25 protein-coding genes are annotated in these 25601 nt (G+C 37.5%); 15 read left to right on the plus strand and 10 right to left on the minus strand.

The features are described from left to right. Window positions 1-320, plus strand: a 320-nt coding sequence (locus ON09_RS11375) for a helix-turn-helix domain-containing protein (RefSeq protein ID WP_010601192.1), incomplete at its 5' end; no start/stop codon positions are given. A 123-nt stretch (window positions 321-443) separates the two neighbouring features. On the opposite strand, the gene ON09_RS11380 is transcribed toward ON09_RS11375, so the two are convergent. Beyond that, entirely contained in the window at window positions 444-713 is a 270-nt protein-coding gene (locus ON09_RS11380; RefSeq protein ID WP_010601193.1) for a hypothetical protein, read from the minus strand. A gap of 492 nt (window positions 714-1205) precedes the next feature. After that, on the minus strand, window positions 1206-3197 hold the full coding sequence (locus ON09_RS11385; RefSeq protein ID WP_010601194.1) for a beta-L-arabinofuranosidase domain-containing protein: 1992 nt from the start codon (window positions 3195-3197) through the stop codon (window positions 1206-1208). 624 nt (window positions 3198-3821) lie between these two features. Between ON09_RS11385 and ON09_RS11390 the strand changes: the two genes are divergently transcribed. From ON09_RS11390 to ON09_RS11400, 3 genes are all read left to right on the plus strand, one after another. Continuing rightward, a complete protein-coding gene (locus ON09_RS11390; protein ID WP_010601195.1) occupies window positions 3822-4946 on the plus strand; it encodes an AI-2E family transporter in 1125 nt (374 codons plus the stop codon). A gap of 18 nt (window positions 4947-4964) precedes the next feature. After that, the gene (locus tag ON09_RS11395) at window positions 4965-5489 is read left to right on the plus strand and encodes a hypothetical protein (protein ID WP_029204289.1); all 525 of its coding nucleotides are present in this window, start codon (window positions 4965-4967) and stop codon (window positions 5487-5489) included. A gap of 72 nt (window positions 5490-5561) precedes the next feature. After that, window positions 5562-5762 carry a hypothetical protein gene (locus tag ON09_RS11400; protein ID WP_010601197.1) on the plus strand — a complete coding sequence of 67 codons (201 nt, stop codon included), beginning with the start codon at window positions 5562-5564 and terminating at the stop codon, window positions 5760-5762. Window positions 5763-6221: 459 nt separating this feature from the next. Here the strand turns inward: ON09_RS11400 and ON09_RS11405 are convergent, their stop codons facing one another. The 3 genes from ON09_RS11405 to argS all read right to left on the minus strand — a co-directional run bounded on the left by ON09_RS11405 (window position 6222) and on the right by argS (window position 9435). Further along, entirely contained in the window at window positions 6222-6740 is a 519-nt protein-coding gene (locus ON09_RS11405) for a DNA-3-methyladenine glycosylase family protein (protein ID WP_010601198.1), read from the minus strand. 2 nt (window positions 6741-6742) lie between these two features. After that, a complete protein-coding gene (locus ON09_RS11410; protein ID WP_010601199.1) occupies window positions 6743-7507 on the minus strand; it encodes a sulfite exporter TauE/SafE family protein in 765 nt (254 codons plus the stop codon). Between the two features lie 155 nt (window positions 7508-7662). Next, complete coding sequence (gene argS, locus ON09_RS11415; protein ID WP_010601200.1) at window positions 7663-9435, minus strand: arginine--tRNA ligase; 1773 nt, start codon at window positions 9433-9435, stop codon at window positions 7663-7665. 401 nt (window positions 9436-9836) lie between these two features. On the opposite strand from argS, the gene ON09_RS11420 reads away from it, so the two are divergent. From ON09_RS11420 to ON09_RS11430, 3 genes are all read left to right on the plus strand, one after another. Beyond that, the gene (locus ON09_RS11420; RefSeq protein WP_010601201.1) at window positions 9837-11285 is read left to right on the plus strand and encodes an arginine deiminase family protein; all 1449 of its coding nucleotides are present in this window, start codon (window positions 9837-9839) and stop codon (window positions 11283-11285) included. Window positions 11286-11356: 71 nt separating this feature from the next. Further along, window positions 11357-12268, plus strand: a complete 912-nt coding sequence (gene ctlX, locus ON09_RS11425) for a citrulline utilization hydrolase CtlX (RefSeq protein WP_010601202.1) — start codon at window positions 11357-11359, stop codon at window positions 12266-12268. 179 nt (window positions 12269-12447) lie between these two features. Next, window positions 12448-13026: a PhnA domain-containing protein gene (locus ON09_RS11430; RefSeq protein ID WP_010601203.1), complete on the plus strand. Its 579-nt coding sequence runs from the start codon at window positions 12448-12450 to the stop codon at window positions 13024-13026. Window positions 13027-13103: 77 nt separating this feature from the next. Here the strand turns inward: ON09_RS11430 and ON09_RS11435 are convergent, their stop codons facing one another. Beyond that, a complete protein-coding gene (locus ON09_RS11435; protein WP_157258934.1) occupies window positions 13104-13352 on the minus strand; it encodes a hypothetical protein in 249 nt (82 codons plus the stop codon). A 165-nt stretch (window positions 13353-13517) separates the two neighbouring features. Between ON09_RS11435 and ON09_RS11440 the strand changes: the two genes are divergently transcribed. The 3 genes from ON09_RS11440 (at window position 13518) to ON09_RS11450 (ending at window position 16776) form a co-directional block, all read left to right on the plus strand. Beyond that, window positions 13518-13880 (plus strand): hypothetical protein, encoded by a 363-nt coding sequence (locus ON09_RS11440; RefSeq protein ID WP_010601205.1) that lies wholly within the window; start codon window positions 13518-13520, stop codon window positions 13878-13880. A gap of 390 nt (window positions 13881-14270) precedes the next feature. Further along, entirely contained in the window at window positions 14271-15659 is a 1389-nt protein-coding gene (locus ON09_RS11445; protein WP_010601206.1) for an arginine decarboxylase, read from the plus strand. Window positions 15660-15876: 217 nt separating this feature from the next. Continuing rightward, window positions 15877-16776 carry a DUF72 domain-containing protein gene (locus ON09_RS11450; protein ID WP_010601207.1) on the plus strand — a complete coding sequence of 300 codons (900 nt, stop codon included), beginning with the start codon at window positions 15877-15879 and terminating at the stop codon, window positions 16774-16776. A gap of 77 nt (window positions 16777-16853) precedes the next feature. On the opposite strand, the gene ON09_RS11455 is transcribed toward ON09_RS11450, so the two are convergent. Beyond that, entirely contained in the window at window positions 16854-17351 is a 498-nt protein-coding gene (locus tag ON09_RS11455) for a DUF1579 family protein (protein ID WP_010601208.1), read from the minus strand. Between the two features lie 73 nt (window positions 17352-17424). On the opposite strand from ON09_RS11455, the gene ON09_RS11460 reads away from it, so the two are divergent. From ON09_RS11460 to ON09_RS11475, 4 genes are all read left to right on the plus strand, one after another. Continuing rightward, window positions 17425-18138 (plus strand): 3'-5' exonuclease, encoded by a 714-nt coding sequence (locus ON09_RS11460; RefSeq protein ID WP_010601209.1) that lies wholly within the window; start codon window positions 17425-17427, stop codon window positions 18136-18138. 139 nt (window positions 18139-18277) lie between these two features. Then, window positions 18278-19840 (plus strand): ABC transporter ATP-binding protein, encoded by a 1563-nt coding sequence (locus ON09_RS11465; protein ID WP_238533660.1) that lies wholly within the window; start codon window positions 18278-18280, stop codon window positions 19838-19840. 196 nt (window positions 19841-20036) lie between these two features. Then, on the plus strand, window positions 20037-22169 hold the full coding sequence (gene rnr, locus ON09_RS11470; protein ID WP_010601212.1) for a ribonuclease R: 2133 nt from the start codon (window positions 20037-20039) through the stop codon (window positions 22167-22169). 30 nt (window positions 22170-22199) lie between these two features. Then, window positions 22200-23189 carry a polyprenyl synthetase family protein gene (locus ON09_RS11475; RefSeq protein ID WP_010601213.1) on the plus strand — a complete coding sequence of 330 codons (990 nt, stop codon included), beginning with the start codon at window positions 22200-22202 and terminating at the stop codon, window positions 23187-23189. A 227-nt stretch (window positions 23190-23416) separates the two neighbouring features. On the opposite strand, the gene rpmA is transcribed toward ON09_RS11475, so the two are convergent. From rpmA to ON09_RS25185, 3 genes are all read right to left on the minus strand, one after another. Continuing rightward, window positions 23417-23827 carry a 50S ribosomal protein L27 gene (gene rpmA / locus ON09_RS24825; RefSeq protein ID WP_010601214.1) on the minus strand — a complete coding sequence of 137 codons (411 nt, stop codon included), beginning with the start codon at window positions 23825-23827 and terminating at the stop codon, window positions 23417-23419. Window positions 23828-23877: 50 nt separating this feature from the next. Next, window positions 23878-24189, minus strand: a complete 312-nt coding sequence (gene rplU / locus ON09_RS11485; RefSeq protein ID WP_010601215.1) for a 50S ribosomal protein L21 — start codon at window positions 24187-24189, stop codon at window positions 23878-23880. Between the two features lie 97 nt (window positions 24190-24286). Beyond that, entirely contained in the window at window positions 24287-24457 is a 171-nt protein-coding gene (locus tag ON09_RS25185; RefSeq protein ID WP_157258935.1) for a hypothetical protein, read from the minus strand. A 389-nt stretch (window positions 24458-24846) separates the two neighbouring features. Here ON09_RS25185 and ON09_RS11490 point away from each other — a divergent pair. Continuing rightward, a partial coding sequence (locus ON09_RS11490; protein ID WP_010601216.1) for a GLPGLI family protein occupies window positions 24847-25601 on the plus strand: 755 nt, incomplete at its 3' end.

A 25601-nucleotide genomic window follows, 5' to 3' on the forward strand; every position in this document is an offset into this window, starting at 1 on the left:
ACGTACACACTCGAATCTTTGGGAATGCCCGGGATAACTCAATAAAAAAACAAATAATGGAAGAGAATGACTTTGTGTCGATTTGGCTGGAAGAAAGTGGAAATCCGGCAATCGAAGAATTAACAAACAAAAATCTTGAAGTAGCGCATCAAACCTCAAACCTACTGGCAGAAAAAAATCTTCTTGCTAATGATTTCGCCAGGATTGTAGATATTAATCCTGATGAAATTTCGAGATGGTTTATGGGCAAACATTCTTTCAGCATAAAAAAATTAAAGGAGATAACTGAAGCATTCAATACGTATTTTTCGGCAAATTAAACTGGAAATCATCCAGCATCAACACCTTTTCGTAACTGTGTTGTTTTCTAAATCATCTTTATACATGATGCGGCAGCTTTACGGTCCTTTCTCACAACTCGAACCTGACAAAACAGATTGTGATTAACCATAAATGCTTAAGAGGATCAGCCAGGTAACAAAACCTACCGGTGCCAATATTGCTGCGCTTATAAAAAAGGATTTAACCCATTCTTGCCTGCCCATAATTAAAAAAACGATCCCGGCAATAATATTCAATACCACTTGTATAAAAATACATAAACCCATGCCGATGGCTATGCTGAATCCCCTCTCGCTCACGGCAGTATTCACAACGATCAGGAAACCGTATAAAACGAACAAAAACAAATTGATCCCTATAATTTTTAGCATTGTCTTTTCGAGTAAATATTAGGTTTCGTTACTCCTTTATACTTAAATATCAAATCCTTATAAAATGTTTTCACCGGGTTGTCTTTTATGGCTGAGACGTAACTTTTAAAATTACCCCTTATCCCTGACGATTAAATGAATCGCAGCAAAAGCCTCCCAGCATAAAACCTTTAATATTAAACCGCTGTTATTTAATTAATACGCTCCTAATAAAAGCGGATGATATTCAAACTCTAAAGCCTAAACAATGAAACATATATTCTTCTCCTTGATTGTTATAATATTCTTATTTTCGGCATGCTCTGGCAAAAATGCGGATGGTACCCCGAATGTCAGCACTGGTGACACTAGTCATGCCAAGCAGTCGTCTAAAACTGACTCCACTGCAGATTCAACTAAAAAGTCAGACACTGATGTCAAACTTAGTAATTGATGAACGCTCTGTTTCTAGTAAGCATATTTACAATCACTGAAAAGCTATTCTAAATCAAATTATTTTCTTCCAACCTGAGGAAATTGCGAAATTCTAAGCGTTGTGCAACCATAAGGAACCAATGTAACCGTTTCCTCAAGCTTATCACTTTCTAAACCATAAATGTGACTGTAGGGAAGCGGGCCTGCCATATCATTATAAAGTTTCCAAGATGGTATTTTCCTGCCTTTTGTTTTAATCACTATTGGGGCATTTTCCAGGTTCCAAGGATAAAGCGTTTTTTTTCCGGTAAATTCTGCTTTAAAATAATCATTGATTTTAGCTTCATTTACATCATATAAACCATAGTTCCACGGTGATACTGGGTGGACTTCAGTATAATCACCAAATATGTCGGCGTCTGCTGTATTTTTGATTTTTTTAAATTCCTCCTCAATTTTTAGCGCATAAGTAATTGGGCCACGTTCAACGGCCATAGCATTTTCAGCCCATTTAGTTTTAAAAATATGCATCGGCAGAAGCAATTCCACAACATCTCCCGTTTTCCATTCCTGTTCTATTTTTACTACCTGATCTGCCTTATAATTTGCCAGAACTTTACCATTTACCTTTATAGTGGCCGAAGGGCACCACCCCGGTATCCTTAAACGAAAGGGAAATTTTACAGAACTTTTGGTTTTAATCAAAAATCTAACAGACTCCTCAAAAGGATATGAGGTTTCTTCGGTTATCGTTACTGGAATGTTCCCAGCCACTTTTGTGCTTACCTGACTTGGTGCATAAACCAATGCTGCAATTCCATCGTCAGGTGTTACATACCATAAATTTTGGGTAAACTTCGGCCAGCCTTGGTGCATGTTCGAAGTGCAGCATGGGTATCCGGTTAATAGTCCGAAACAAACATCGGTACCACCATGATTATCACCAAAATTGCGCATCTGCCGGGTAAGCATCACCTGATTAGCCTGCTGAAAGTATTGATGTGTTAGATAATCATCTGATGCTTGGGTGGGTAATGCATTAAAGGCAATCTTTTCTAACTGATCAGCATAATTTACTGCTCCGGTAATTTGCAGTGAGCTTTCTAAAGTAAACATCATTTCAACTGCTGCACAAAATTCATTGCCCTGAGTTGGGTTGTTTCCATGCAAAGCTTCATCGCCACCATATAAACCATTGGCTGTACCATTAAAAGTGCGGAGATCATTAAAACCTTTTTTCGCGGCCTCTACATACAAACTTTCCGGATGTGCCTGATAATAAACCAGGGGCTCTTTCATTCCCTGAGCCAGATTTACGGTATGGATGCTGCCCATTTTCTGCAATAAATCCGTGTGTATAAAAGCATTTGTAAAATCAAAACTTTGCTTGTGGATGATTTCCCCCAAATCCAGAAGAAATTTATCGCCGGTGATATTATATAGCCAATATACCACCATCAGATTATCCGCCCCTCTATACTTTGCCCAATAAGTCCAATGATCAAGTGGCTTCTTAGGTAGTTCGTTTAACTGATACCTGAAGTAATTCGTCATCACTTTGATCACTCGTTTATCGCCTGTGGCTGAGTAATATTGTTTCAGCACCTTTAACATAACCATTTTTGGCCACCAGTCACGGCTGTTATCACGTTGTAAACCAGTTTCTTCAGGATAATCTCTCGAAGGACCAAAATAACCATCAGGTGTTTGACTTTTAAGCGACCATTCTACCCATGGTTTAACTTTATCGATAAGCTTTTTATCATTCAAAATATAAGCGAGCGGCAAAAGCCCATCAATCCAGTATGGACCACGTTCCCACTGGTCGCCATCTCCTCCTAACCATCCATTTCGTTGGTTCATCAATGGATAGAGTTTATCTAGGTTACCTGTAGCTCCATTTTTTTGACGCACGAGCATTTCTTCGAGCCAACCTTTAGCTTGAATAGCGCCAAGGGGTAACTCCTGGAATGGTGTTTCTATTAAACCGGGTTTCGGTTTCAAATACTGTGCATTGGTGTTAATTGAAACTAAAAGCAGTACGGATACGATCAAAATATAAAACTTCATGTGTCGATATTGGTATAAATGGAATGGCAGATTTTAGCTTGAAGAATAACAGTTGTAATTAAATTTATTGATACCTTATTTACCCTATATTTGCAGTAATCCCGCGAATTTTCTTAACCTAAGTTTCATACTATCATGAAGAGCAATCGCTATTTGCTCTTTCCTCCAGTTTCTAAATCGCTTAGGCAACTGTAGTTTGAAATCAGCATGGAAGAAACTGTCCGTTTCTAGATGATAGTGTAAACTCCGTTTTACGGTTTCATTTCGTGAAACTCAAGTATCATCAATACTCTGAAAACCGAACGCTAGGTTTGAAATTTTGGGTTATTCCAAGTTATATATATTTATTTGAGTTTCAAAAATTGGCCTGAAAGTTACTTCATTGTTACAATGCTATAGTTCACACTATCCCTAAATTCAATAATAAGTTAGTAAAAAAGCGGTCCCTGTTTAAAACAATGGACACATCATTTTTAATAATACCATGATTTGCCAAACTACAAAACGTTAAACACCAGTCTAGGTAAGATAGCCGAGAAATTTCAACCCACTTCCGTATAAATCGGGAATTTAAAACATTTTCAAACACATGCTGTTTATCTCACAAATCCGAATACAACATTTATGATAAATACTATACCACTAACTGTAAAGCGATCAATTGAACTGCTTGGTCTCATTGCACTCGCTGCCGTATTGGTGATTGGCCGCGATATCATTATGCCAATATTGATGGCTTTTTTTATCAGCATCATGCTGCTACCAATCTACCGTTTTTTAAAAAGAAAAAAAGTTCCTGAATCATTTTCCATTATTCTGCCTATTTTATTAGTCGCCATATTTGTTGGGCTAATTGTTTGGTTTTTCTCTAACCAAATAGGTGTTCTTGTAAAGGATTTTCCTCAAATTAAGGCCAATGTTACCCAGCATATCAATTCCTTAAGCGATTGGATCAGCAGGATTACCAGATACGATTCTGCAGAACAAAAGGCTTTTATTCAGGATAAAAGTGATGACCTGATGAATATGGGAACATCAATGGCGGGTGGCGCAGCTGTAACATTAAGCGGTATTTTTGTATTTATTGGTTTGTTGCCAATTTACATTTACCTAATGCTTTTTTACAAAGATATCTTGCTACGTTTCATTTTTATGTGGTTTAAACCAGATCATCACCCTAAGGTGAAAGAGGCGATTTATGAAACTGAATCGATTATTAAAAGTTACCTGATTGGCTTACTAATCCAGATTACCTATATGACAATACTATTAGGTGGAATTTTAATGTTAATTGGTATTGAACATGCTTTATTAATCGGTGTAATTTTCGCCATCTTAAATTTAATCCCTTATGTGGGAGCACTGATTGGAAATGTGATCGGGGTGTTGTTAACCCTTGCTTCATCGCAGGAGCTGTGGCCTGTAATTACAGTATTAGGCGTAATTGCTGGGGTACAGTTTTTAGATAATAATATTTTGATGCCACGTATTGTAGGTTCTAAGGTAAAAATCAATGCACTGTTTTCTATCCTTGGCGTTTTCATTGGCGGAAGTATTGCTGGTATTTCGGGCATGTTCCTGGCATTACCAATTGTTGCGGTGCTAAAAATCATCTTCGATCGTACTGAAATTTTTAAACAATGGGGAGTTTTATTGGGAGATGAACGTCCGGCGAAAAGCCCGATGACCTTCCCTACTTTCAGGAAAAGAAAGAATGTGGCCACTAAAACAGGGATTGAAAAAGGGTAAATAAAGATTTAGCAACAGATGAAAAAAATAACCACTATAATAATGCTTTTTGCAGCGATGCTTTCTGCTTGCGGCTCATCAGATGATAAAAAAGAAGCTGGCGGAGAAAATGATACCACCCTCATGCCTGAGGCAGCAACAGAAAAAATGCCAGATCCAATCATAGGAAAACTCGCTTTGGTTGGTGAGGCAAAACTCGGACAACCCATCAACATTAAATTTTCTGTTTATAATAATTCAGATACGGTAGCCAAATTTTGTAAGTGGCATACGCCTTTCGAAAGATTATCAAGCAAATACCTGGATGTTGCTTTGGAAGACTATACAGAAGTACCCTATCAAGGTGCAATGGCGAAAAGGGTAATGCCGCCACCTACTGATAGTTACACCAGCTTGAAAAAGGGAGATAGCACCAGCGTCAATTTTAACTTGATGGATGGATACGCCATTGGTAAAGTCGGTGTTTATACCATTAAATATAACGCTACAAATGTAAGTGGGATAGTAGTACCGGATAGTTTAAAAATCAAAGTGGAAAATTAATATTAAAAGTTTTGTAATTAAAACTGTTTGGCTTGATCTAATGTTATATTATTAAATTAAATTGATAAGAAAATGGGACTATTAAAAACAGCAATATTAGGTGCCGCAGTTTATGCAGGCTTTAAATATGTAACCAAAAAAGATCCAATCACTGGAAAATCTATCATTGATGATATCAAAGATCAGGCTCCTGACTGGATCGATAAAGCAAAAGGCTATAAGAATGATTTCGCTCAAAGAGCCGAATACGCTAAAGACGATTTGGGTATTTAGTCGTTAGGACAAAATGCTTAAAGCATCGTTGGTTAAACCAGCGATGCTTTTTTTATGAAAAATATGCTTGCCATCAAACTTCTAAATTGCAAACCTTCATTATTTAGAACTCGCTATTTCTGCTTCGCTATCTACACCATGCTATCCGACCTAGCAGATTTTTAGTTCCTTTTATCAAGAAAAAGGTAAAATCCCTTCGACGGCCAGCCCAGGCAAGCCGTGAGCAGAGGTAAAATCCGACTTGATCTCAATATAGATGTTGAAAGACGCAAAGTTCTAGACAATAGTCGCTAGGACGGAACGCGTCAAGCATCGTTGGTTTAACGATTTTAGGTATTATTTCTGCGTTTTATAGGCTTCCTTTCTTCCAGATAGTAATGCCATAATATCATTAAGCCAATCGTTCGATAAGGTTCCCAATGCAAAATTGTAGTTAACAACTCCTCTTTAGTAGTTCCCTTAGGAAGTTTTTTTTAAGCTTTTCAAAGCATTAACAGCAGCCAAATCTCCGGTGGGAAAAACGTCTGTATGATGCAAAATAAAAATCAGGTAAATGTCTACCGTCCAATCTCCTATACCTTTAATTTGCTTAAGTTGAGTTCGAATTTCACCATCAGAAAATCTTTCCAATGAAGATAGATCCAGATGACCACTCACCAATTTTTCAGCAAGATCTCTAACATAAACGGTTTTCTGGCGACTGAAATAACAGGCCCGCAATTCATCGTTACTAAGTCCCAGAAATTTCGTTGCCGTGATCTCGCCAATTTTTGATTTAAGTTTGTTTAAAGCTGCTAAAGCTGAAGCGAGCGACACTTGCTGTTCCAGAATAATATGAACCAAAGACTCAAAATTATTTGGCCTGCTCCAGAAAGGGGGATATCCATACCGCTCCAGAACGAACGCCAGATCACCATCTTTTTCTGCAAGCAGATTGCAAAGTTGATGAAAGTTATCAGCACTGAAGACAGGAAACATGGCTATTTAAATAGGATATCATACGCAAACCGCAATATCGTTCCAAAAACAACGATTAAAAAAAATACCCGCACAAATTTATTTCCTTTGAGCAAGGCCAATCTGGTTCCAAAATAAGCGCCACTTAAATTAAACACGGCCATTGGAATGGCATATTGAAATAGAATATGGCCAGTAGAGCTGAAATAAGTGATTGCCGCCAGATTGGTAGCAATATTAACGATTTTAGCGTGAGCACTGGCACCGATAAAATCGAAGCCCAGCACTGCGATAAAAACCAGAATGAGAAAAGACCCCGTTCCAGGACCAATCAATCCATCGTAAAAGCCGATCAATAATCCAAAAACAGCTGACATCAAAACCTGCTTTTTTACCGAATGATTTTTCTCCTGATGGATCCCAAATTGTTTATTAAAATAAGTATAAAGTGCCACCAGAATCAGCACTACTAAAATGATGGGCTTGATCACTGAATTATCTATACGGCTCACCAGGAACGCACCAAGCAGTGCAGCACAAAATGCCGAACTGGCGCAAGCAGACAATACTTTTAGGTTAAATTTAACTTGTTTTGAATATTTAAACGCCGCTAATGTAGTACCGGCAAGAGAAGGAATTTTAGTAGTCCCTAATAAGGTAGCTACCGGGTAATGGGGTAAAATTAACAAAGTGGCAGGAGTTTGTAATAACCCACCGCCACCTACAATAGCATCTATAAAACCTGCTGCAAAAGCGGCAAGGCAAAGCAAAATCAGCTCATTAATCATTAACCGCGATTAAAGAATTTTTAGGATATACCAAGATGCAAATATTTATCAATAGTAATTAAAACCTGGTAATTGGTTATTGAATTTGTTAATTCCTTATTCAATAAATCTAAAATCGTAGTTCTAAAATCGTAATTCTAAAATCTTCAATCCCCTTACATCCTCTCCGGAGAAGTGATTCCTAAAATCAGCATACCCGAATAAATGATATCAGCCGTTTTCTTACAAAGATTTAAACGAAATTGCTTGGTCTCCCCGGCTTCAGTTTTCACAATTGGCGGAACCTCATGGTAAAACTTGTTGAACAATTTCGCCAGTTCGTATAAATAATTTGCCAAACTCGCCGGACTGTAAGCTTTAGCTGCAATAGCAATTTCCGAAGGATATTTAGCCAATTGTAAAATCATCTCCAACTCCACAGGCAACATTTCCCCAGCATTTGGACTACCGACTGCCGGTTCATATTCAGCTTTGCTCAGCAAAGATTTTATCCTTGCATGTGTATATTGAATAAACGGACCAGTGTTACCCTGAAAGTCAATACTTTCAGCTGGATTAAATAATAAGCGTTTTTTCGGTTCAACCTTCAAAAGAAAATATTTTAAAGCGCCTAAACCGATGTTTTGGTATAATTCGGCTTTATCGGCCTCACTAAAATCGTTCGTTTTACCTAACTCTTCAGTTTTTTCACGGGCAGTGGCAACCATGCTCTCAATGAGTTCATCCGCATCTACAACCGTTCCTTCACGGCTTTTCATTTTCCCGTTTGGCAAATCAACCATGCCATAAGAAAGGTGATATAAACCTTTTGCCCAGCTTTTCCCCAATTTATCCAGGATTAGAAACAACACTTTGAAGTGATAATCCTGCTCGTTGCCCACTACATAAATCGATTCATCCATGTGGAAATCATCATACTTCATTTCAGCGGTGCCTAAATCCTGTGTAATGTAAACCGAAGTTCCATCAGCACGTAAAACCAGTTTCTGGTCTAAGCCATCAGCAGTTAAATCTATCCAAACCGAGCCATCTTCCTTTTTAAAGAAAACACCTTTCGCCAAACCCTCATCAACCGTATCCTTTCCTAATAAATAAGTGTTGCTTTCGTAGTAAAATTTATCAAAATCTACACCCAGGTTTTTATAGGTAACGTTAAAACCGGCATAAACCCATTCGTTCATGGTTTTCCAAAGCGAAACAACCTCCTCATCACCTTGCTCCCACTTCAAAAGCATTTGCTGCGCTTCCTTAATTAGCGGTGCATTTTTCTTGGCTTCCTCTTCGGTTTGTCCCTCAGCTTTTAAAGCATCAATTTCCTTTTTATATTCCTTATCGAAAATCACATAGTATTTTCCAACCAAATGGTCGCCTTTTAGGCCAGAACTTTCAGGCGTTTCGCCATTGCCCCACTTTTGCCAGGCCAACATCGATTTACAGATATGAATTCCTCTATCGTTAACCAAATTCACCTTAACTACATCGTAGCCATAAGCCTTAAGCAATTCGGCAACAGAATAGCCCAATAAATTATTACGAACATGACCCAAATGAAGCGGCTTATTGGTATTTGGTGAAGAATATTCAACCATCACCTTTTTACCGTTCGATGGATAAGAACCAAAATCATCGGCTAGTATTTCATTATTAAATTGGTTTAGAAAATAACTTTCTGCAATGCTTAAGTTCAAGAAACCTTTAACCACGTTAAATGCAGTAACATCAGCAACGTTGGCAACCAAATATTCACCAATTTCATTTGCAGTTTGCTCAGGCGATTTTTTAGATATTTTCGTAATCGGGAAAACCACAATCGTAACCTGCCCCTCAAATTCTTTTCTGGTTTCTTGTATATTGATGACACTTTCGGCTACTTCTTCGTTGTAAAGTTCTTTAACAGCCTTAAGCGTTGCGGTAATAATAAAATTCATGTCGCAAAAATAGGTATTAAAGCGGAAAGCTGAAAGACTAAAGCAGAAAGCAAATTAAAAGGGTTTTGGAAACGTACTGTTCTGCTAATCAGATACGGTAGCCCTCCTTTCCGCTGTAGTCCCGATTGATTTCGATGAAAAATCGAAATCCGGGAGCTGCCGCTACAATGAGGTTTAGATAATTGAGACTGTACAATAAATCAAGTTTTGTTACCAAACCAGGTGCCTATTCCTAACTATAGCTTGCTGTCTCTATCATACTGAAGTAATTGGGAAAACACAGACCATAGCACTAAAGTATAACTTCGGCTGACTTACTTAAATTATATCTTCTCACTCCGGGCTTTCCAACCTCCGACTTCTCAAAAATTCTAATAGATTTGCAATAACTAACTTATTTTATGAGCGAGCAAAATCCAAATTTTAAAGTTAACGTAAAAACCGAAATTGGCAGGTTACGTAAGTTGCTAATCCACAGCCCTGATAGTGGTTTGGGCAAAGTAGTACCCTCAAAAGCGCAAGATTGGCTTTTCGAAGATATTGTACATTTAGATACCATCCGCAAGGGCGAATACGACTATTACATAAAATTACTAATGTATTTCCTCGACCCTGAAAAGATAAAAGGAAAACTGGCTCAAATAGATTCGGAAAAGGGAAATCGTAATTTTTACAAACCCAATCATCCTGATTTTCACAACTCAAATTCGGTAATAGAAATTCAAAATCTGTTAAGCGAGATGTTAGAAAATGAATCCATTCGAAAAAAATTAGTAGCTGCCGTTTGTGCTATTGAGGGCTGCACCTACAAGGTTCAGATGCAGTTGACAAATACTAATCCGAAGGAACTGGCAGAAATTTTTATTTCCGGAACGTTGGCTAACGATACGATGATTTTTGCACCCATTCCCAATTTAATCTTCACCAGAGATGTAGGCACAACCATCAATAACCATATTTTATTAAACAAACCTGCGAAAAAAGCCCGTGTTCGTGAAACGCTTTTAATGCGCTATATTTTCTTCAACCATCCTTTATTTGCCGCTTACCAAAACAATGTACTCGAAATTCCGGATGTAACGATGCACTTCTTACGTCCTGGCGACGAACCAGCATTCAGCACCACTTTAGAAGGTGGTGACGTAATGATGGTCAGTCCAAATCATGTATTAATCGGTTGCAGTGAAAGAACATCTGAACATGGCGCAAACGAAGCCATCAAGTTATTGTTCGACAATGATGTGGTAGAGAAAGTAACGGTGGTAAAAATTCCTAGCAAACGTGATTATATGCATTTGGACACTGTTTTTACACAAGTGAAACGCAATACCTGGGTGATATTGAATTCAATTGCACATTCTCCAAAATACAATCCATACGAACCAATAAACTTTTTAAAAGAGCCGGAGAAATTGGAAGCGACCACGGCTATTCAGTTTACGAAGGCTAATCCGCAAGAACCTAGACATTTCGAACATGTTGAGGCATTGCTAAATGACATCAGTCAAAACGATTTAAATAGCAGCGAACCAACGAAGATCATCTACAGCGGAAATAATACTTTCCCTTATGACTCCAGAGAACAATGGACAGATTCTTGCAATTTGTTAGCGATAAAAGAAGGGGTTGTTTTGGGTTACGACCGAAACGATAAAACGGTTGAAGCCTTTAAAGCTGCCGGGTTTAATGTAGTTGATGTCAAAGATTTAATTCAAGATTTAGAAAGTGGCAAAGCTGATGCAGAAACCATGACTGACACATTGATTTTAATGCCATCAGCAGAACTTTCGCGTGCCCGAGGAGGTTTTCACTGTATGAGTTTACCGATATTGAGAGACGAATTAAGTTAAAAGTTTTAAGTAATACGTGATACGTTTAGATCAATGACTTAAAACTTATAACCTAAAACTTACAACCTAATATGCAAACTACCAACCACCTATTAATGATTCGCCCGGTTGATTTTAAATTCAACGAACAAACGGCAGGCAATAATAAATTTCAAGTCGCTTCAACCGAAAGCGATGTGCAAAGCCAGGCACTAAAAGAATTTGATGGCTTTGTGGAGTTATTAAGGCAAAACGATGTCGATGTTACGGTAGTGGATGACACTTTGCAACCTGAAACGCCAGATTCTATTTTTCCTAATAACTGGGTTTCTTTTCATGAAGATGGTTCAATTTACCTCTACCCTATGTTTTCTGAAAACCGCCGACTGGAGCGCAGGAAGGAAATACTGGAAGGTTTAAGAGATAAGTTCGAGGTAAACCATGTGAGCGATTTAAGTTTTTATGAAATGCAATATGCCTTTCTTGAAGGAACAGGCAGTATGGTTTTGGATCGGGTTAATAAAATAGCTTATGCCTGTTTGAGTGTTCGTACAGATGAGGAAGTATTGCAAAACTTTTGCATGCTTACAGGATATGAGCCTATTTCTTTTCAAGCCGTTGATGCTACTAACTTCCCAATATACCATACCAATGTGATGATGTGTATTGGCGATCGCTTTGCAGTGATTTGTTTAGATTCCATTCCCGATCAGGAGGAAAAATTAGCGGTGACGATGAGCTTAAACAGCTCAGGAAAAGAGATTATCGAAATAACCTTAGATCAGATGAATCATTTTGCTGGCAATATGTTGCAAGTCGCAAACCAAAGCGGGGAAAGCTTGTTGGTGATGTCGGAACAAGCGTATTTATCCTTAACAACAGATCAAATCAGTTCGATGGAAAATTATGCCAGGATTATTTATGCTCCAATTTATACCATTGAAAAAAATGGTGGCGGCAGTGCAAGATGTATGCTGGCTGAAATCCATTTACCAGAGAGGTAGTGTATGCTGTAAACTATCCTACTAAATCGCTGACCCCACGTCATTGCGGGTCTGGAAGCAATCCTCATGCGAATGTAGTTAAACTCGTAGTGTTAGATTGCTTCGTGTCTCGCAATAATAAAGTGTTCAAATTTATTCCGATAAGTTTTGTTACTTTCGCCGAAAAATCTAATATCAATATGTCTTTAGCACAAGAATTAAAAACACGTTCCGGCAACAAATGCGAATTATGTACTTCAGAAAATAATTTATCTGTTTACGAAGTGCCGCCTACAAGCAATGCGAATAGTGACAATAGTATTTTAGTTTGTAAAACTTGCTTAGACCAAATTGAAAAAACCGAACAACTTGATGCCAATCATTGGAGAATATTAACGGAAACCATGTGGTCGGAATTTGCGCCCGTACAAGTAGTGGCCTGGAGGATGTTAAGCAGATTACGACACGAGGGTTGGGCAGCAGACAGTTTAGATATATTATATTTAGAGGATGATACTTTAGAATGGGCTAAAAAAACCGGAGACCATGAAGCTGATGGAACAGTAGAATTTCATCAAGATAGTAATGGAACGCGTTTGTACGAAGGCGACACCGTGGTTTTAGTAAAAACTTTAGATGTTAAGGGTTCTACATTGAGCGCTAAATTAGGAACAGTTGTTAAAAACATCCGTTTGGTTCACGATAACACCGAACAAATCGAAGGCAAAGTAGAAGGACAAACCATTGTGATTTTGACCAAATACTTAAGGAAAGGGTAGCCATTCGTCATTGTGAGGCACGAAGCTATCTATTTACAAATGAGATTGCTTCATGCTTCGCAATGACGACCAACTTATTACCAAACCGGTGGCGCATAAAAATTCTGCAAATTCTCACAATCGTAACCGAATTTAGTTAATAAAGATACGGCATCCCCAATCTTATCTACACTCGAGTCTATTCTCAATATCTTATCTGAATCGGATAGATCTACACTCCAGGTTGCGCCAGAAAGCAAGTTATTTAAGTGATTCGCAATTTTATTGAGTTCCACTCCTGTCTGAATATTGGTTTTAAAAATAGAGATCATAACGTATTTCAACAATTTGTAAAGGTTTTGTTAACGAAGACGGATGAACTTTAAAATTACTTTAGAAAAAATAAAGAAAATTTTAATTAATTGATTTTCTGAACATTAAAAATCAATCCATGTCAATATGTAACGTTTAAACAGTTTAGATCGTTTTGGTAAAACACTAACCTTCAGGATATGAAATCTAAAATAATCTCTCTAAAACAAATCACTTCAAGCATCTTTATTATTGCGTTTTTATTGGTTCTGAACGCCTGCAAGAAGGACCAGTTAACTATCGATCAGGAAAAGAGATTCTCGGAAGTAGATTTTAAATTCGATCCTTCATTTCCATTTAATGGCGGCTGGGGATTAACGCTTAAACCTGATGGCGTAGCCGATATTGCACCTGGAGGTGATATTTATTACCGTGGAACTTACAAAATTAGTGGTAAAAATATAACGGTAAGTACCGACCAAACCAAATTCAGATTTGAAATCTTATCAGATACTGAAATCAAAGAAAAACAGTATGGCACACGACTAAGGTTGGAGCCTTAATAGTAGCAAAAGCTTAATTGTACTAAACCCGATCGGAGTGAACACGAAACCCGATTCTTGATCGGGTAAGTAAAACGGAGAGCGGGACTGACTTTGCGATGAAACACAGGTTTTGCTTTCCAGATCAAAAGATTGTGCTAAAAATTTAAAGTGATTTATGACTAAACACAGGTAAAATCTACATTATTCTTTGCGATAAACGCGTAACACAACTATCAACTGAACTTGCTGTAAAAAATTAACTAAACACATCTATCCAAACATTGTTTAGAGAGGTAATGCGGAAATATTTTGTGCAAAACTAAAGCGTTTGCATACAGTAAAAATATTTTCAATTAAGATTAATTCTCGATTTAAAATTACATTTTTGCAAAAATTATTTAAAAGTAAATGCAGAGTTACTCAGAATTTCTCGATCTAAGCGTTGGCTTTCCACAAGAGGGCTTTGATGTGATAGATGATGAATTATATTTTCAGGATTTAAACCTGATGGAAATGATTGAAACTTACGGTACTCCCCTCCGTTTCACATACTTGCCTCTGGTAAGTAAGAAGATTCAGCAGGCGAAGATTCTTTTCCAGACTGCCATTTTAAAGAACAACTATCGTGGTGATTATAAGTATTGCTACTGCACCAAAAGTTCGCATTTCCGCCATATTGTAGAAGAAGCTTTAAAGAATAATATCCACCTGGAAACTTCTTCGGCTTTTGACATGCCTATGGTTGATGCTTTAGAGAAAAAAGGGCATTTAACAAAGGATACTACCATTATTTGCAACGGTTTTAAAACCTACCAATACAAACAATATATCATTGATATGTTGCACGATGGTTATAAAAACATCATTCCGGTATTGGATAATAAAGAGGAATTTAACCTTTTTGATGATGAAGTAGATATCGATACGCCATGTAATTTAGGGATCCGTATTGCGGCCGAGGAACAACCTGATTCGCAATTTTACACTTCGCGTTTGGGTGTGCGTATGGAAGATATTATTGATTTTTACAACAATAAAATTGTTCATAACCCGAACTTCCGAGTAAAATTATTACACTTTTTTATCAATTCAGGGATTACCGATTCGCCGTATTACTGGAATGAGTTAGAGAAATATGTAACGCTATATTGCAAGTTTAAAAAGATCAATCCTGATTTAGATACTTTAGATATTGGTGGCGGTATGCCATTTAAAGACTCGTTGGTTTTTGATTTCGATTACGAATACATGGTAAACGAAATTGTAAAACGGATTAAAGAAATTTGTGCCATCCATGATGTAATGGAACCAGATATCATTACTGAATTTGGTAAATATACCGTGGCTGAAGCATCAGGAATTTTATACAAAGTTTTAGGTAGAAAGCAGCAAAATGATCGTGAACGCTGGTTAATGTTAGATGGTTCTTTCATCACTAACTTACCCGATGTTTGGGCTTTGAACCAAAAATATATTCTATTACCAATTAACAATTGGGATGCAGAATACGAGCGGGTGAATTTAGGTGGTATTACTTGCGATGGTCAGGATTATTACAACCAGGAAGCGCATATGAATAGTGTGTTTATGCCTAAAACGCGTAAAGTTCAGTATTTGGGTTTCTTCCACACTGGTGCTTATCAGGAAGTTTTAAGCGGCTACGGTGGTATTCATCATTGTTTGTTACCGAGTCCGAAGCATGTTCTAATCCGTAGAAACCGCGATGAAAGCTTTAATTTTGAGGTTTTTGGAGAAGAGCAGAATAGTAAGCAGGTTTTGAAGATACTGGGATACTAACCCCTAAATCCCCTAAAGGGGACTTTAAATTCACTAAGAGCGCTGAGTATTTACTTGGCGCTTTTTTTTGTTTTCGGGCCGTCATTGCAAGGCACGAAGCAATCTTAAAGCGCTCTTAGGAAATAAAAGGCTATCGAATAATAGATTGCTTCGTGCCTCGCAATGACGAAAAGTTATAGTTTCTTTGCTAACTTAGCGGTTAGTTAAAAAACTCCATATGCAATTCGGTAAAGTAGACGACCCATCAATTATAGATTTCACACTTCCTGCTGATGCTCCTGAAACAGCAGCAATCCTCAAGGCAAATAAACCACATCAGGATTTTCAAGCTTTTGTTGGTTGCGCCAAATGGAATAAAGCTGATTTAAAGGGCTTTTATCCGAAAGGAACAAAAGATGAGTTAACTTACTACTCCACACAATTTAATTCGATTGAATTAAACGCAACTTTCTACGGAATGCCAAGCAGTGAACAGGTAATTACCTGGACAGAAAAAACACCTGCTAATTTTAAGTTCTTCCCGAAGCTAACAAATACCGTTAGTCATTTTAAAAGATTGATTAATGTAAAAGAACCTGTTGAAACTTTCTGCGATGCAATAAGCAATTTCGAAGATAAATTAGGCATGGCATTTCTTCAGTTACATGATAACTTTAAACCGAAGGATTTTGATCGCTTGAAAACTGTTATTCAGGAATTCCCTAAAGTGATTCCTTTAGGTGTAGAAGTTCGAAATGGTGAATGGTTTTCAAATGCAACAATTGCTGCCGAATTTGAAAAATTATTTCAGGATAACGGCATTACCAATATCATTGTAGATACGGCTGGCCGAAGAGATATGTTGCACATGCGATTAACAACGCCTACCGCGTTTGTCCGTTATGTTGGCGCCAATCACGAAAGCGATTACTCCAGATTGGATGAGTGGGTAGAGCGAATTACCCAATGGAAAGCAGACGGTTTACAAAACTTATATTTCTTTGTTCACCAGAATGTAGAATTGGCCTCTCCGTTACTTTCTGCTTATTTTATAGAAAAACTTAATAAAGCCATCGGGACAGATTTAAAAATTCCGGTAATGGGAAATGGTAATACGCCTGGACCAACTTTGTTTTAGATAATTGCTGTCTTTCTGAGCTTGTCGAATAATTCATAATGGTATTTCGACAAGCTCAATATGACAACCCTCAAAACTTAATTTCTTGTTAAAATTGTTTCAATTGCCTTCGTTTCTTCATCTCCAGGCATAATATTATAGGCTGTAAATACAATTTCATCACCATTAATAATTTCAAGTTCGGTACGCCAACCGAATAACTGATCACCGTATTCAGGGTTTCCATAACTACCTAAAATTGAAAAACCCTTTTCAGTCGCCGCTCCGCTTGCCTGCATAATTTGCGTACCCATATGGAAACTATCTATCCAGCTAAATGTAAATTTCTGGTAAGGGATATCAAAGCCGATTATCATTTTTCCAATAAGTGGCTTACCTTCTAAACTGCTTTGGTAATCATAAGAAATGAAACGGCCATCTAAAATCGAAGTAATTTCTGCTTCTGTCAGAACTTCATCAACTAATACGTCTTTTTCAAACCAGGTTTTAGTTGTTCCTTTCCAATTGCCAACAATCTTTGTAATCCTATAGTGAGCACCATCTTCTAAAGATTGCTCAAATTTGCTCTTTGCCATACTCAAACTTAAAAATAAATCTGCTTAAAGAATGGGAAATTGACAACTGGAAATTAATTTACTATCTTGTTTCATGCTAAAGACGCTAGATCTCAGTCAGGTAATTGTGTTGGATATTGAAACTGTTCCTCAATATCCATCTTTCGAAGATGTGCCTCCTCATTTACAGGAATTATGGGAACAGAAAACTCAGTTCCAGAGAAAGCCCGAGCAAACTGCTAATGAGTTTTATGAACGGGCAGGTATTTTAGCTGAATTTGGTAAAATTATTTGCATCAGTCTCGGAATTTTTAGCTACAATAGTAAAACTTACTCCTTAAGGCTGAAATCTTTTTATGATGAGGATGAAAAGAAAATTCTGGAGCAATTTTGTTATTTATTAAGTAAACAACCACAAAAATTAATCTTCTGTGCGCATAACGGAAAGGAATTTGATTTCCCATATATCTGTCGTAGATTATTGATTAATGGCTTAGAAATACCATCACAACTCGATATCTCAGGCAAAAAACCATGGGAAGTGCATCATATAGATACGATGGAGATGTGGAAATTCGGTGATCACAAACATTATACTTCTTTGAATTTATTGGCCTGCAGTCTGAATATTACAACGCCGAAAGATGATATTGATGGAAGTCAGGTAAGGCAGGTTTATTATGAAGAAAAAAATCTGGAACGAATTGTTACTTATTGTCAAAAAGATGTGATTACGACAGCCCAGGTTTTATTAAAATTCAAAGGGATGGATATAATTTCAGCAGAAAACATTACCATTGTATCCTGATGCTGAACGTTGACAACCTAAATATCGATTTCTATAACCAGGATGAAAAAACCTGGTTCAAAGCTGTAAAAACCATCAGTTTTAACGTAAAAAAGGAACAGTTCTAGGTATTGTTGGAGAGTCAGGCTCTGGCAAATCGGTGACGTCTTTTTCGATTATGCGTTTGCATGATGAGCGTTCAGCTAAAATTACTGGCGATATTGATTTTGAAAACATCAGTATGCTTAATTTAAGCGCAAATGAAATTCGTCAAATCAGGGGAAATCAAATTTCTATGATTTTCCAGGAACCCATGACTTCTCTTAATCCCGTTTTTACCTGTGGCGAACAGGTTGCGGAAGCCATTATTCTCCATCAAAACGTAAATAAAGAAGTTGCCAAAAGCAGGACAATCGAACTGTTTAATGAAGTGCAGCTTCCACGACCGGAGAAAATATTTGACAGCTACCCTCATCAAATTTCTGGCGGACAAAAGCAACGGGTGATGATCGCCATGGCTTTAAGCTGCAATCCAAAACTTCTTATTGCCGATGAACCGACCACTGCACTAGATGTTACGGTTCAGAAAACAATTCTTCAATTACTTTTAAAATTGAAAGAAGAGCGAGAAATGGCCATGATTTTTATTTCTCATGATTTGGGCGTGGTTAATGAAATTGCTGATGAAGTTGCCGTAATGTACAAAGGCGAAATTGTAGAACAGGGTCCGGCGAAAACTATTTTCGAAAATCCTCAACATCCTTATACAAAAGGATTATTGGCTTGTCGCCCATCACCTCGTTTACAATTAAAAAAACTCCCTGTTGTTGCCGATTTTTTAACTGGAAAAATTGATGATGCGAATGCGCATTTGCAAGCATCGAATCAATTAACTGACGAGGAAATCACTTCTCGAAGAACCCTACTTTATGCGCAACAACCTTTGCTCAAAGTGAAAGATCTTTGCACCTGGTATCCTATTCATAACGGACTGTTTGGCAAAACTACCGACTATGTTAAAGCAGTAGATCAAATTAATTTTGAAGTTTTTCCAGGAGAAACTTTGGGTTTAGTTGGAGAATCTGGCTGTGGTAAAACTACCCTTGGCCGAACCATTTTACGATTAATTCAACCAACATCGGGCAATATCATTTTTAACGGACAAGACATTACAAACATCAGCAGAACGGAACTGAGAAAATTGAGAAAAGATATTCAAATCGTTTTTCAGGATCCCTACGCCTCCCTAAATCCAAAATTGAGTATCGGGCAATCTATTTTAGAACCGCTACAAGTGCATAAAATTTTAAATAATGATGCGGAACGAAAGCAAAAGGTTCTCACATTGTTACATAAGGTTGGATTAAAGGAAGAACACTTCAATCGCTATCCTCACGAGTTTAGTGGTGGCCAGAGACAACGCGTTGTTATAGCTAGAGCTTTAGCATTAGAGCCCAAATTCATCATCTGCGACGAATCTGTTTCTGCTTTGGACGTTTCTGTTCAGGCACAAGTACTAAATTTAATTAAAGATCTGCAACGCGAATTTGGCTTAACGTACATTTTTATTTCTCACGATTTGGCAGTGGTAAAACATATCTCTGATCGTATTTTGGTCATGAACAAGGGCAAAATTGAAGAAGAGGGATTTCCCGAACAAATTTTTTATGCGCCAAAGGCCGCTTATACAAAGAAATTAATTGAGGCCATTCCTGGTTCCTGATGGAAGATTTGATGATGAATGACGTATAAGTTCCCGCATACGTTTATATTTTATCAACATCTTTTTTTCCATCAACCATCTTCCCTATTACAACTTCCATTCTTCATCTCTTTGCGTCAGCTATCCACCATTTTCCATCCTCATCTTTCCTTCCTTTGCATCTTTTCTGTATCTTCGGTAAATTCAGTTTTAGCATATGGCAAAGAAGAAATCGGGTAATATAAAATTGGTTCTGAATCAATTGGTTAGTGATGTATTTGAAAAAAACAATAATCAGCTTCTCAATTATAAACAGGTTTCGGCCAAATTAAATCTGAATGATCAGGAATCGAGAGAGACCATTTTAGAGATATTAAAAGATGGAAAAGGAGCTGGAATTTATCTTGAACCCGAAAAAGGAAAATTTAAATTAAAAGAACTTCAAAACTTCATCATTGGTACGGTTGATATGACTGCAGATGGTTCTGCTTACATCGTTCCGGAAGATGAATTTGAAAAAGATGTTTTTGTTGCACCAAAGAAATTAAAAAATGCTTTACATGGCGATACCGTTAAGGCTTATGTTTTTGCCAAAAAAAGCGGTCGAAAAAACGATGGCGAAGTTGTTGAAATCATTAAAAGAGCCAAGTCTGATTTTACCGGCGTAATCAAAATATCCGATCGCTTTGCTTTCGTTATCGCTGATGATAAGAAAATGATGCACGATATTTTTGTGCCATTAGCCGATACATTAGAGGCAAAAAATGGTCAACGGGTTTTGGTAACCTTATCTGATTGGCCAGAAAGTGCTAAAAATCCAATTGGTATTGTAAAACACGTATTGGGTAACCAAGGCGAAAATAATACCGAAATGAACGCCATTCTGGCGCAATATGGTTTTCCTTTAGAATTTCCGCCACAAGTGGAAAAAGAAGCCAATGCCATTCCAGAAGAAATACCGGCAGATGAAATCGCTAAGCGTAAAGATTTTAGAAACGTACTTACTTTTACCATAGATCCGGCCGACGCCAAGGATTTTGACGACGCCATCTCTTATCAAAAACTCCCAAATGGGAACCATGAAATTGGTGTTCACATTGCCGATGTTTCACATTATGTAATCCAGGGAACTGACTTAGATAAAGAAGCATACAGCCGGGCTACATCAGTCTATTTGGTCGACAGAGTTATCCCGATGTTGCCAGAGCGTTTGAGCAATGGCGTTTGTTCACTTCGTCCGAATGAAGATAAATTATGTTTTGCTGCTGTTTTTGAGTTGGATGAACAAGCCAATATTCAATCTGAATGGTATGGCAGAACAGTGATTCATTCCGACAGAAGATTTAGCTATGAGGAAGCCCAGGAAGTAATCGAAAATAAAGAAGGCGATTATGCAACAGAAATATTAAAACTAAATGAGCTGGCTTACATCCTCCGCGATCGTAAGTTTAAAAATGGCGCCATCAGTTTCGAAAGCACCGAGGTTAAATTTAAACTTGATGAATCAGGTAAACCCATTGGTGTTTATGTAAAGGAACGTAAAGATGCCCACAAGCTGATTGAAGATTATATGCTTCTGGCCAATCGTAAAGTGGCAGAGTTTGTGGCCAAAAAACAAAAAGGAGAAAAGAAACTCACATTCGTTTACCGTGTTCACGATTCTCCAAATATGGAAACACTGAACACTTTCGCCACGTTCGCTTCACGCTTTGGTTATAAAATCAACACCAAATCAGATAAGGAAATTGCAAAATCGCTAAATCATTTAATGGCTGATGTTGAAGGCAAGAAGGAACAGAATATTTTAACCTCTTTGGCCATTCGTTCGATGGCGAAAGCAATATATTCCACAAAAAAAACCAGTCACTATGGTTTAGCTTTTGAGTATTATACCCATTTTACCTCTCCTATTCGCCGCTACCCCGATGTGATGGCACATAGATTATTGCAAACCTATTTAGATGGGGGCAAATCTGCTGATGCAGAATTTTACGAAGTGGCTTGTGCGCATTCTTCCGCCATGGAAAAACGTGCTGCTGACGCCGAAAGGGCATCCATTAAATACAAACAGGCGGAGTATCTGGAAGAAAATATTGGTACCGAATATAAGGGTATCATCTCTGGCGTTACCGAATGGGGCATGTATGTAGAGATTGAAGAAAATAAATGTGAAGGCATGATTCGTCTTCGTGATATTTCAGATGATTTTTACGTACTGGATGAAAAAAACTACTGCATTGTAGGACAAAGAAAAAAGAAAAAATATCAACTTGGTGATGAGGTAATGATCCGTGTAAAGAAAGTTGATCTTTCTAAACGCCAGATAGATTTTACGCTTATTCCTGATTAAAAATTAAGACATTTGTGCCATTAAAACACAATGTTTACGCAAAGCATGCATACTACAGAACAATTACAACAAATTCTAGATACAGCAATACAAAATTTAAAGTTCCCCGATCAGCCTAAACAGCTTTACGATCCGATAACTTATATTATCAATCTGGGTGGCAAACGTGTTCGTCCGCTATTGGTTTTAATGGCTACCGAGCTTTTCGGCAAAGATGCAAATGATTCCATTCATGCCGCAATGGCCATTGAAGTGTTCCACAATTTTACGTTGGTGCATGATGACATTATGGATAACGCACCGCTACGTAGAGGTAAAGCAACCGTTCATGAAAAATGGAGTACCAATACGGCTATCTTAAGTGGCGATGTGATGATGGTTGAGGCCAATAAGAACCTTGCTAAGGTAAACCCAGTCTTTCTTAAAGATGTATTGGATACTTTTAACGCAACTGCTCAAGGCGTTTGTGAAGGGCAACAGCTCGATATGGAGTTCGAAAGTCGTGATGATGTGAGTATTGAAGAATATATCAATATGATCAGGCTAAAAACCGCTGTACTCTTGGGCGGTGCCTTAAAACTGGGTGCAATCATTGCAGGGGCTTTAGAGAAAGACGCTGATTTAATTTACCAATTTGGCGAAAACATTGGCATCGCTTTTCAGTTACAAGATGATATTCTAGATGTTTATGCAGACCCGGAAAAGTTCGGCAAACAGGTTGGTGGAGACATTATTGCCAACAAGAAAACATTCTTACTTTTAAAAGCTTTTGAACTGGCAGAAGGCGATATCAAAGAATCGCTGGATACCTGGACCAGCTACAAAGATTTCGACACCAAAGAAAAGGTTGAAACTGTAAGATCTGTTTATGATACGCTTGATGTACAGAATATTGCTAAAGAGAGCATGAATAAATATCTGGACAAAGCGCTAAACGTATTTGCGCAAATTAATGTAAGCGATGAACAAAAAAGCAGTTTGTTAACGCTTACCAATCAGTTAATGGCCAGAGAATATTAAATTTTTAAATTCTTATCGCAAGCTGCAAACGAGCGTTGCAAAAATTAGTGCAACAAATTGCTTCGTACCTCGCAACTCTGATATATAAAAATGAAGCCAATGCTTGTGCATTGGCTTCATTTTTTATTGATAAGTCATAAAATAAGTTGACTCACTAGCTAACCTACTATGGAAAACAAAAATGTCCTGATTTTCATCAGGACATTTCGAATATCGGTTGATACTAATTATTCTGCAGCTGCAGCTTCTTCAGTAGCTTCGTCTTTTTTAACAGCTTTTTTTGCTGGCGCTTTTTTAGCTGGTGCTTCTGCAGCAACTTCTTTAGCTTCAGTTGCTTTTTGAGCAGCTGGTTTTTTAACTAATGCAGCTTCGATTTCAGCATCAGAAATAGGAAGAACAGATACATAAGATTTGTTATCTTGTTTCTTTCTGAAAACTACTGTACCATCAATCAAAGCAAATAATGTATGGTCTTTTCCTAAACCAACATTTTTATCTGGATGGTGTTTTGTACCACGTTGACGTACTAAAATGTTTCCAGCGATAGCTAACTGACCACCGAAAATTTTAATACCTAAACGCTTACTATGCGATTCACGTCCGTTTTTCGAACTACCGGCTCCTTTTTTGTGTGCCATGATTTTATATTTTGTAACTCGCTAAAGCGAATTATTGGGTTAACAATTAATTATAACGTGATATCAGAGATCTGAATCTTTGTGAAAAACTGGCGGTGACCATTTTTCTTTTTGTAACCTTTTCTACGTTTTTTGTGGAAAACGATTACTTTATCACCTTTTAAATGAGATACGATAGTAGCTGAAACTTTAGCACCTTTAACCGCAGGAGCTCCTACAGTGATTGCACCACCATTATCAACCAACAATACATTATCAAATTCAATACTAGCGCCTTCATCTCCTTGCAATCTGTGTACAAAAAGGTGCTGGTCTTTAGCAACTTTAAATTGCTGCCCTGCTATATTTACTATTGCGTACATTGTTTAAATATTAGTTTTTTAATTTTTATTTAACGAGGTGCAAATATAGAACAAATTCAATTAACACACAAACACATATCGAAAATATTTTTTGCTATCATTTATGATCATCAGGATTTAGCACATTTAAAAATTTGAGCTCATCATTTTTTAATGATTTGGAAAGCCAGGTACAGCACATATAGGTTGCTCCTGCCCTGCCATCCGCTTTATTTGCCTCATAAAAATTCGGCTGCATGCCCGCTCCTGTCAGGTTTAATTTACGCAAGCCGGCATTTTAAACTAACGTTAGCACCTGGCAAACTACATCTTTCGTGCTGAGGTTTTTATTACCGTCATTGCGAAATCGATTTTTCATCGATTGAAGCAATCCAACCATGATGTATTTCTAAAAAGAGATTGCTTCGTACCTCGCAATGACGACCGTCCAAAAATTTCACTGATATCAATTTTCATCAAATAATTAACCTGCAGATTAACAGTATTAAAAAGATTGCAGTGAAAGCAGGGCAGCATTCCGCCATGAATTAAGAACATTCATTTCCAAATAAAAACCCAACTCCTGTAAATGGTTAAAAAGTGTTAAAGCATTTTTATAACTACGAATGTTTCGTAGATTTACGAAAAATAAATAGATAACCTAACCACGTAAATTTTATGAAACGTATCCTAATTACTTCGATTGTGGCATTTTCAGCCATTTCATCTTTCGCACAAAACGCTGACCAGGCACTTGCTCGTGTGAGATACACTTACATACATCTTCAAGATACCACGCAAAAAGATAAACCCCACAAGGAAAATATGCTGCTGGTCACCGGAAAAAATGCTTCTGTGTATACCAGTTACGATAAACTAAATCAAGCGGTAAACACGAAAAAGCAAATTGAAGAACAGCTTAGAAATCAGACCGGTAGCAGCAACATGAAAATAGAAATCAAAAGTGAAATGAAATCGCCAACCACCGCTGTAGATTATTTCTTTTTCGCCAATGAGCGTAAAATGTTTAGCAAAGAAAAACTACTTAACAACTATTTAATTGAAGAAAATGCACCACAAATTGATTGGAAAATAGTAAAAGATACCATGAGTTTCTCAGGTATTTCCTGCCAAAAGGCTACATCCAAATTTAAGGGTAGAAATTGGATCGCCTGGTTCGCTACCGAAATTCCCTTTCAAAGTGGTCCGTGGAAATTAAATGGATTGCCGGGTTTAATTGTTGAGGCCCACGATGAAAAAAATGAAGTGAAATTTGAGTTTGCCGGACTTGAAAATGTAACTGCAGAAGACGCGAAAAATACTCCAGATGGGGATCAAAAAATTACCATGCCAAATGGTATACCCGGAACGATAAAAATTACCGGAATAGAAACAAGCACAACCTATTTGGGTTCGGAAATTAAGCTGCCAAC

Source organism: Pedobacter agri PB92 (genome assembly GCF_000258495.1).
GTDB classification, from domain to species: domain Bacteria; phylum Bacteroidota; class Bacteroidia; order Sphingobacteriales; family Sphingobacteriaceae; genus Pedobacter; species Pedobacter agri.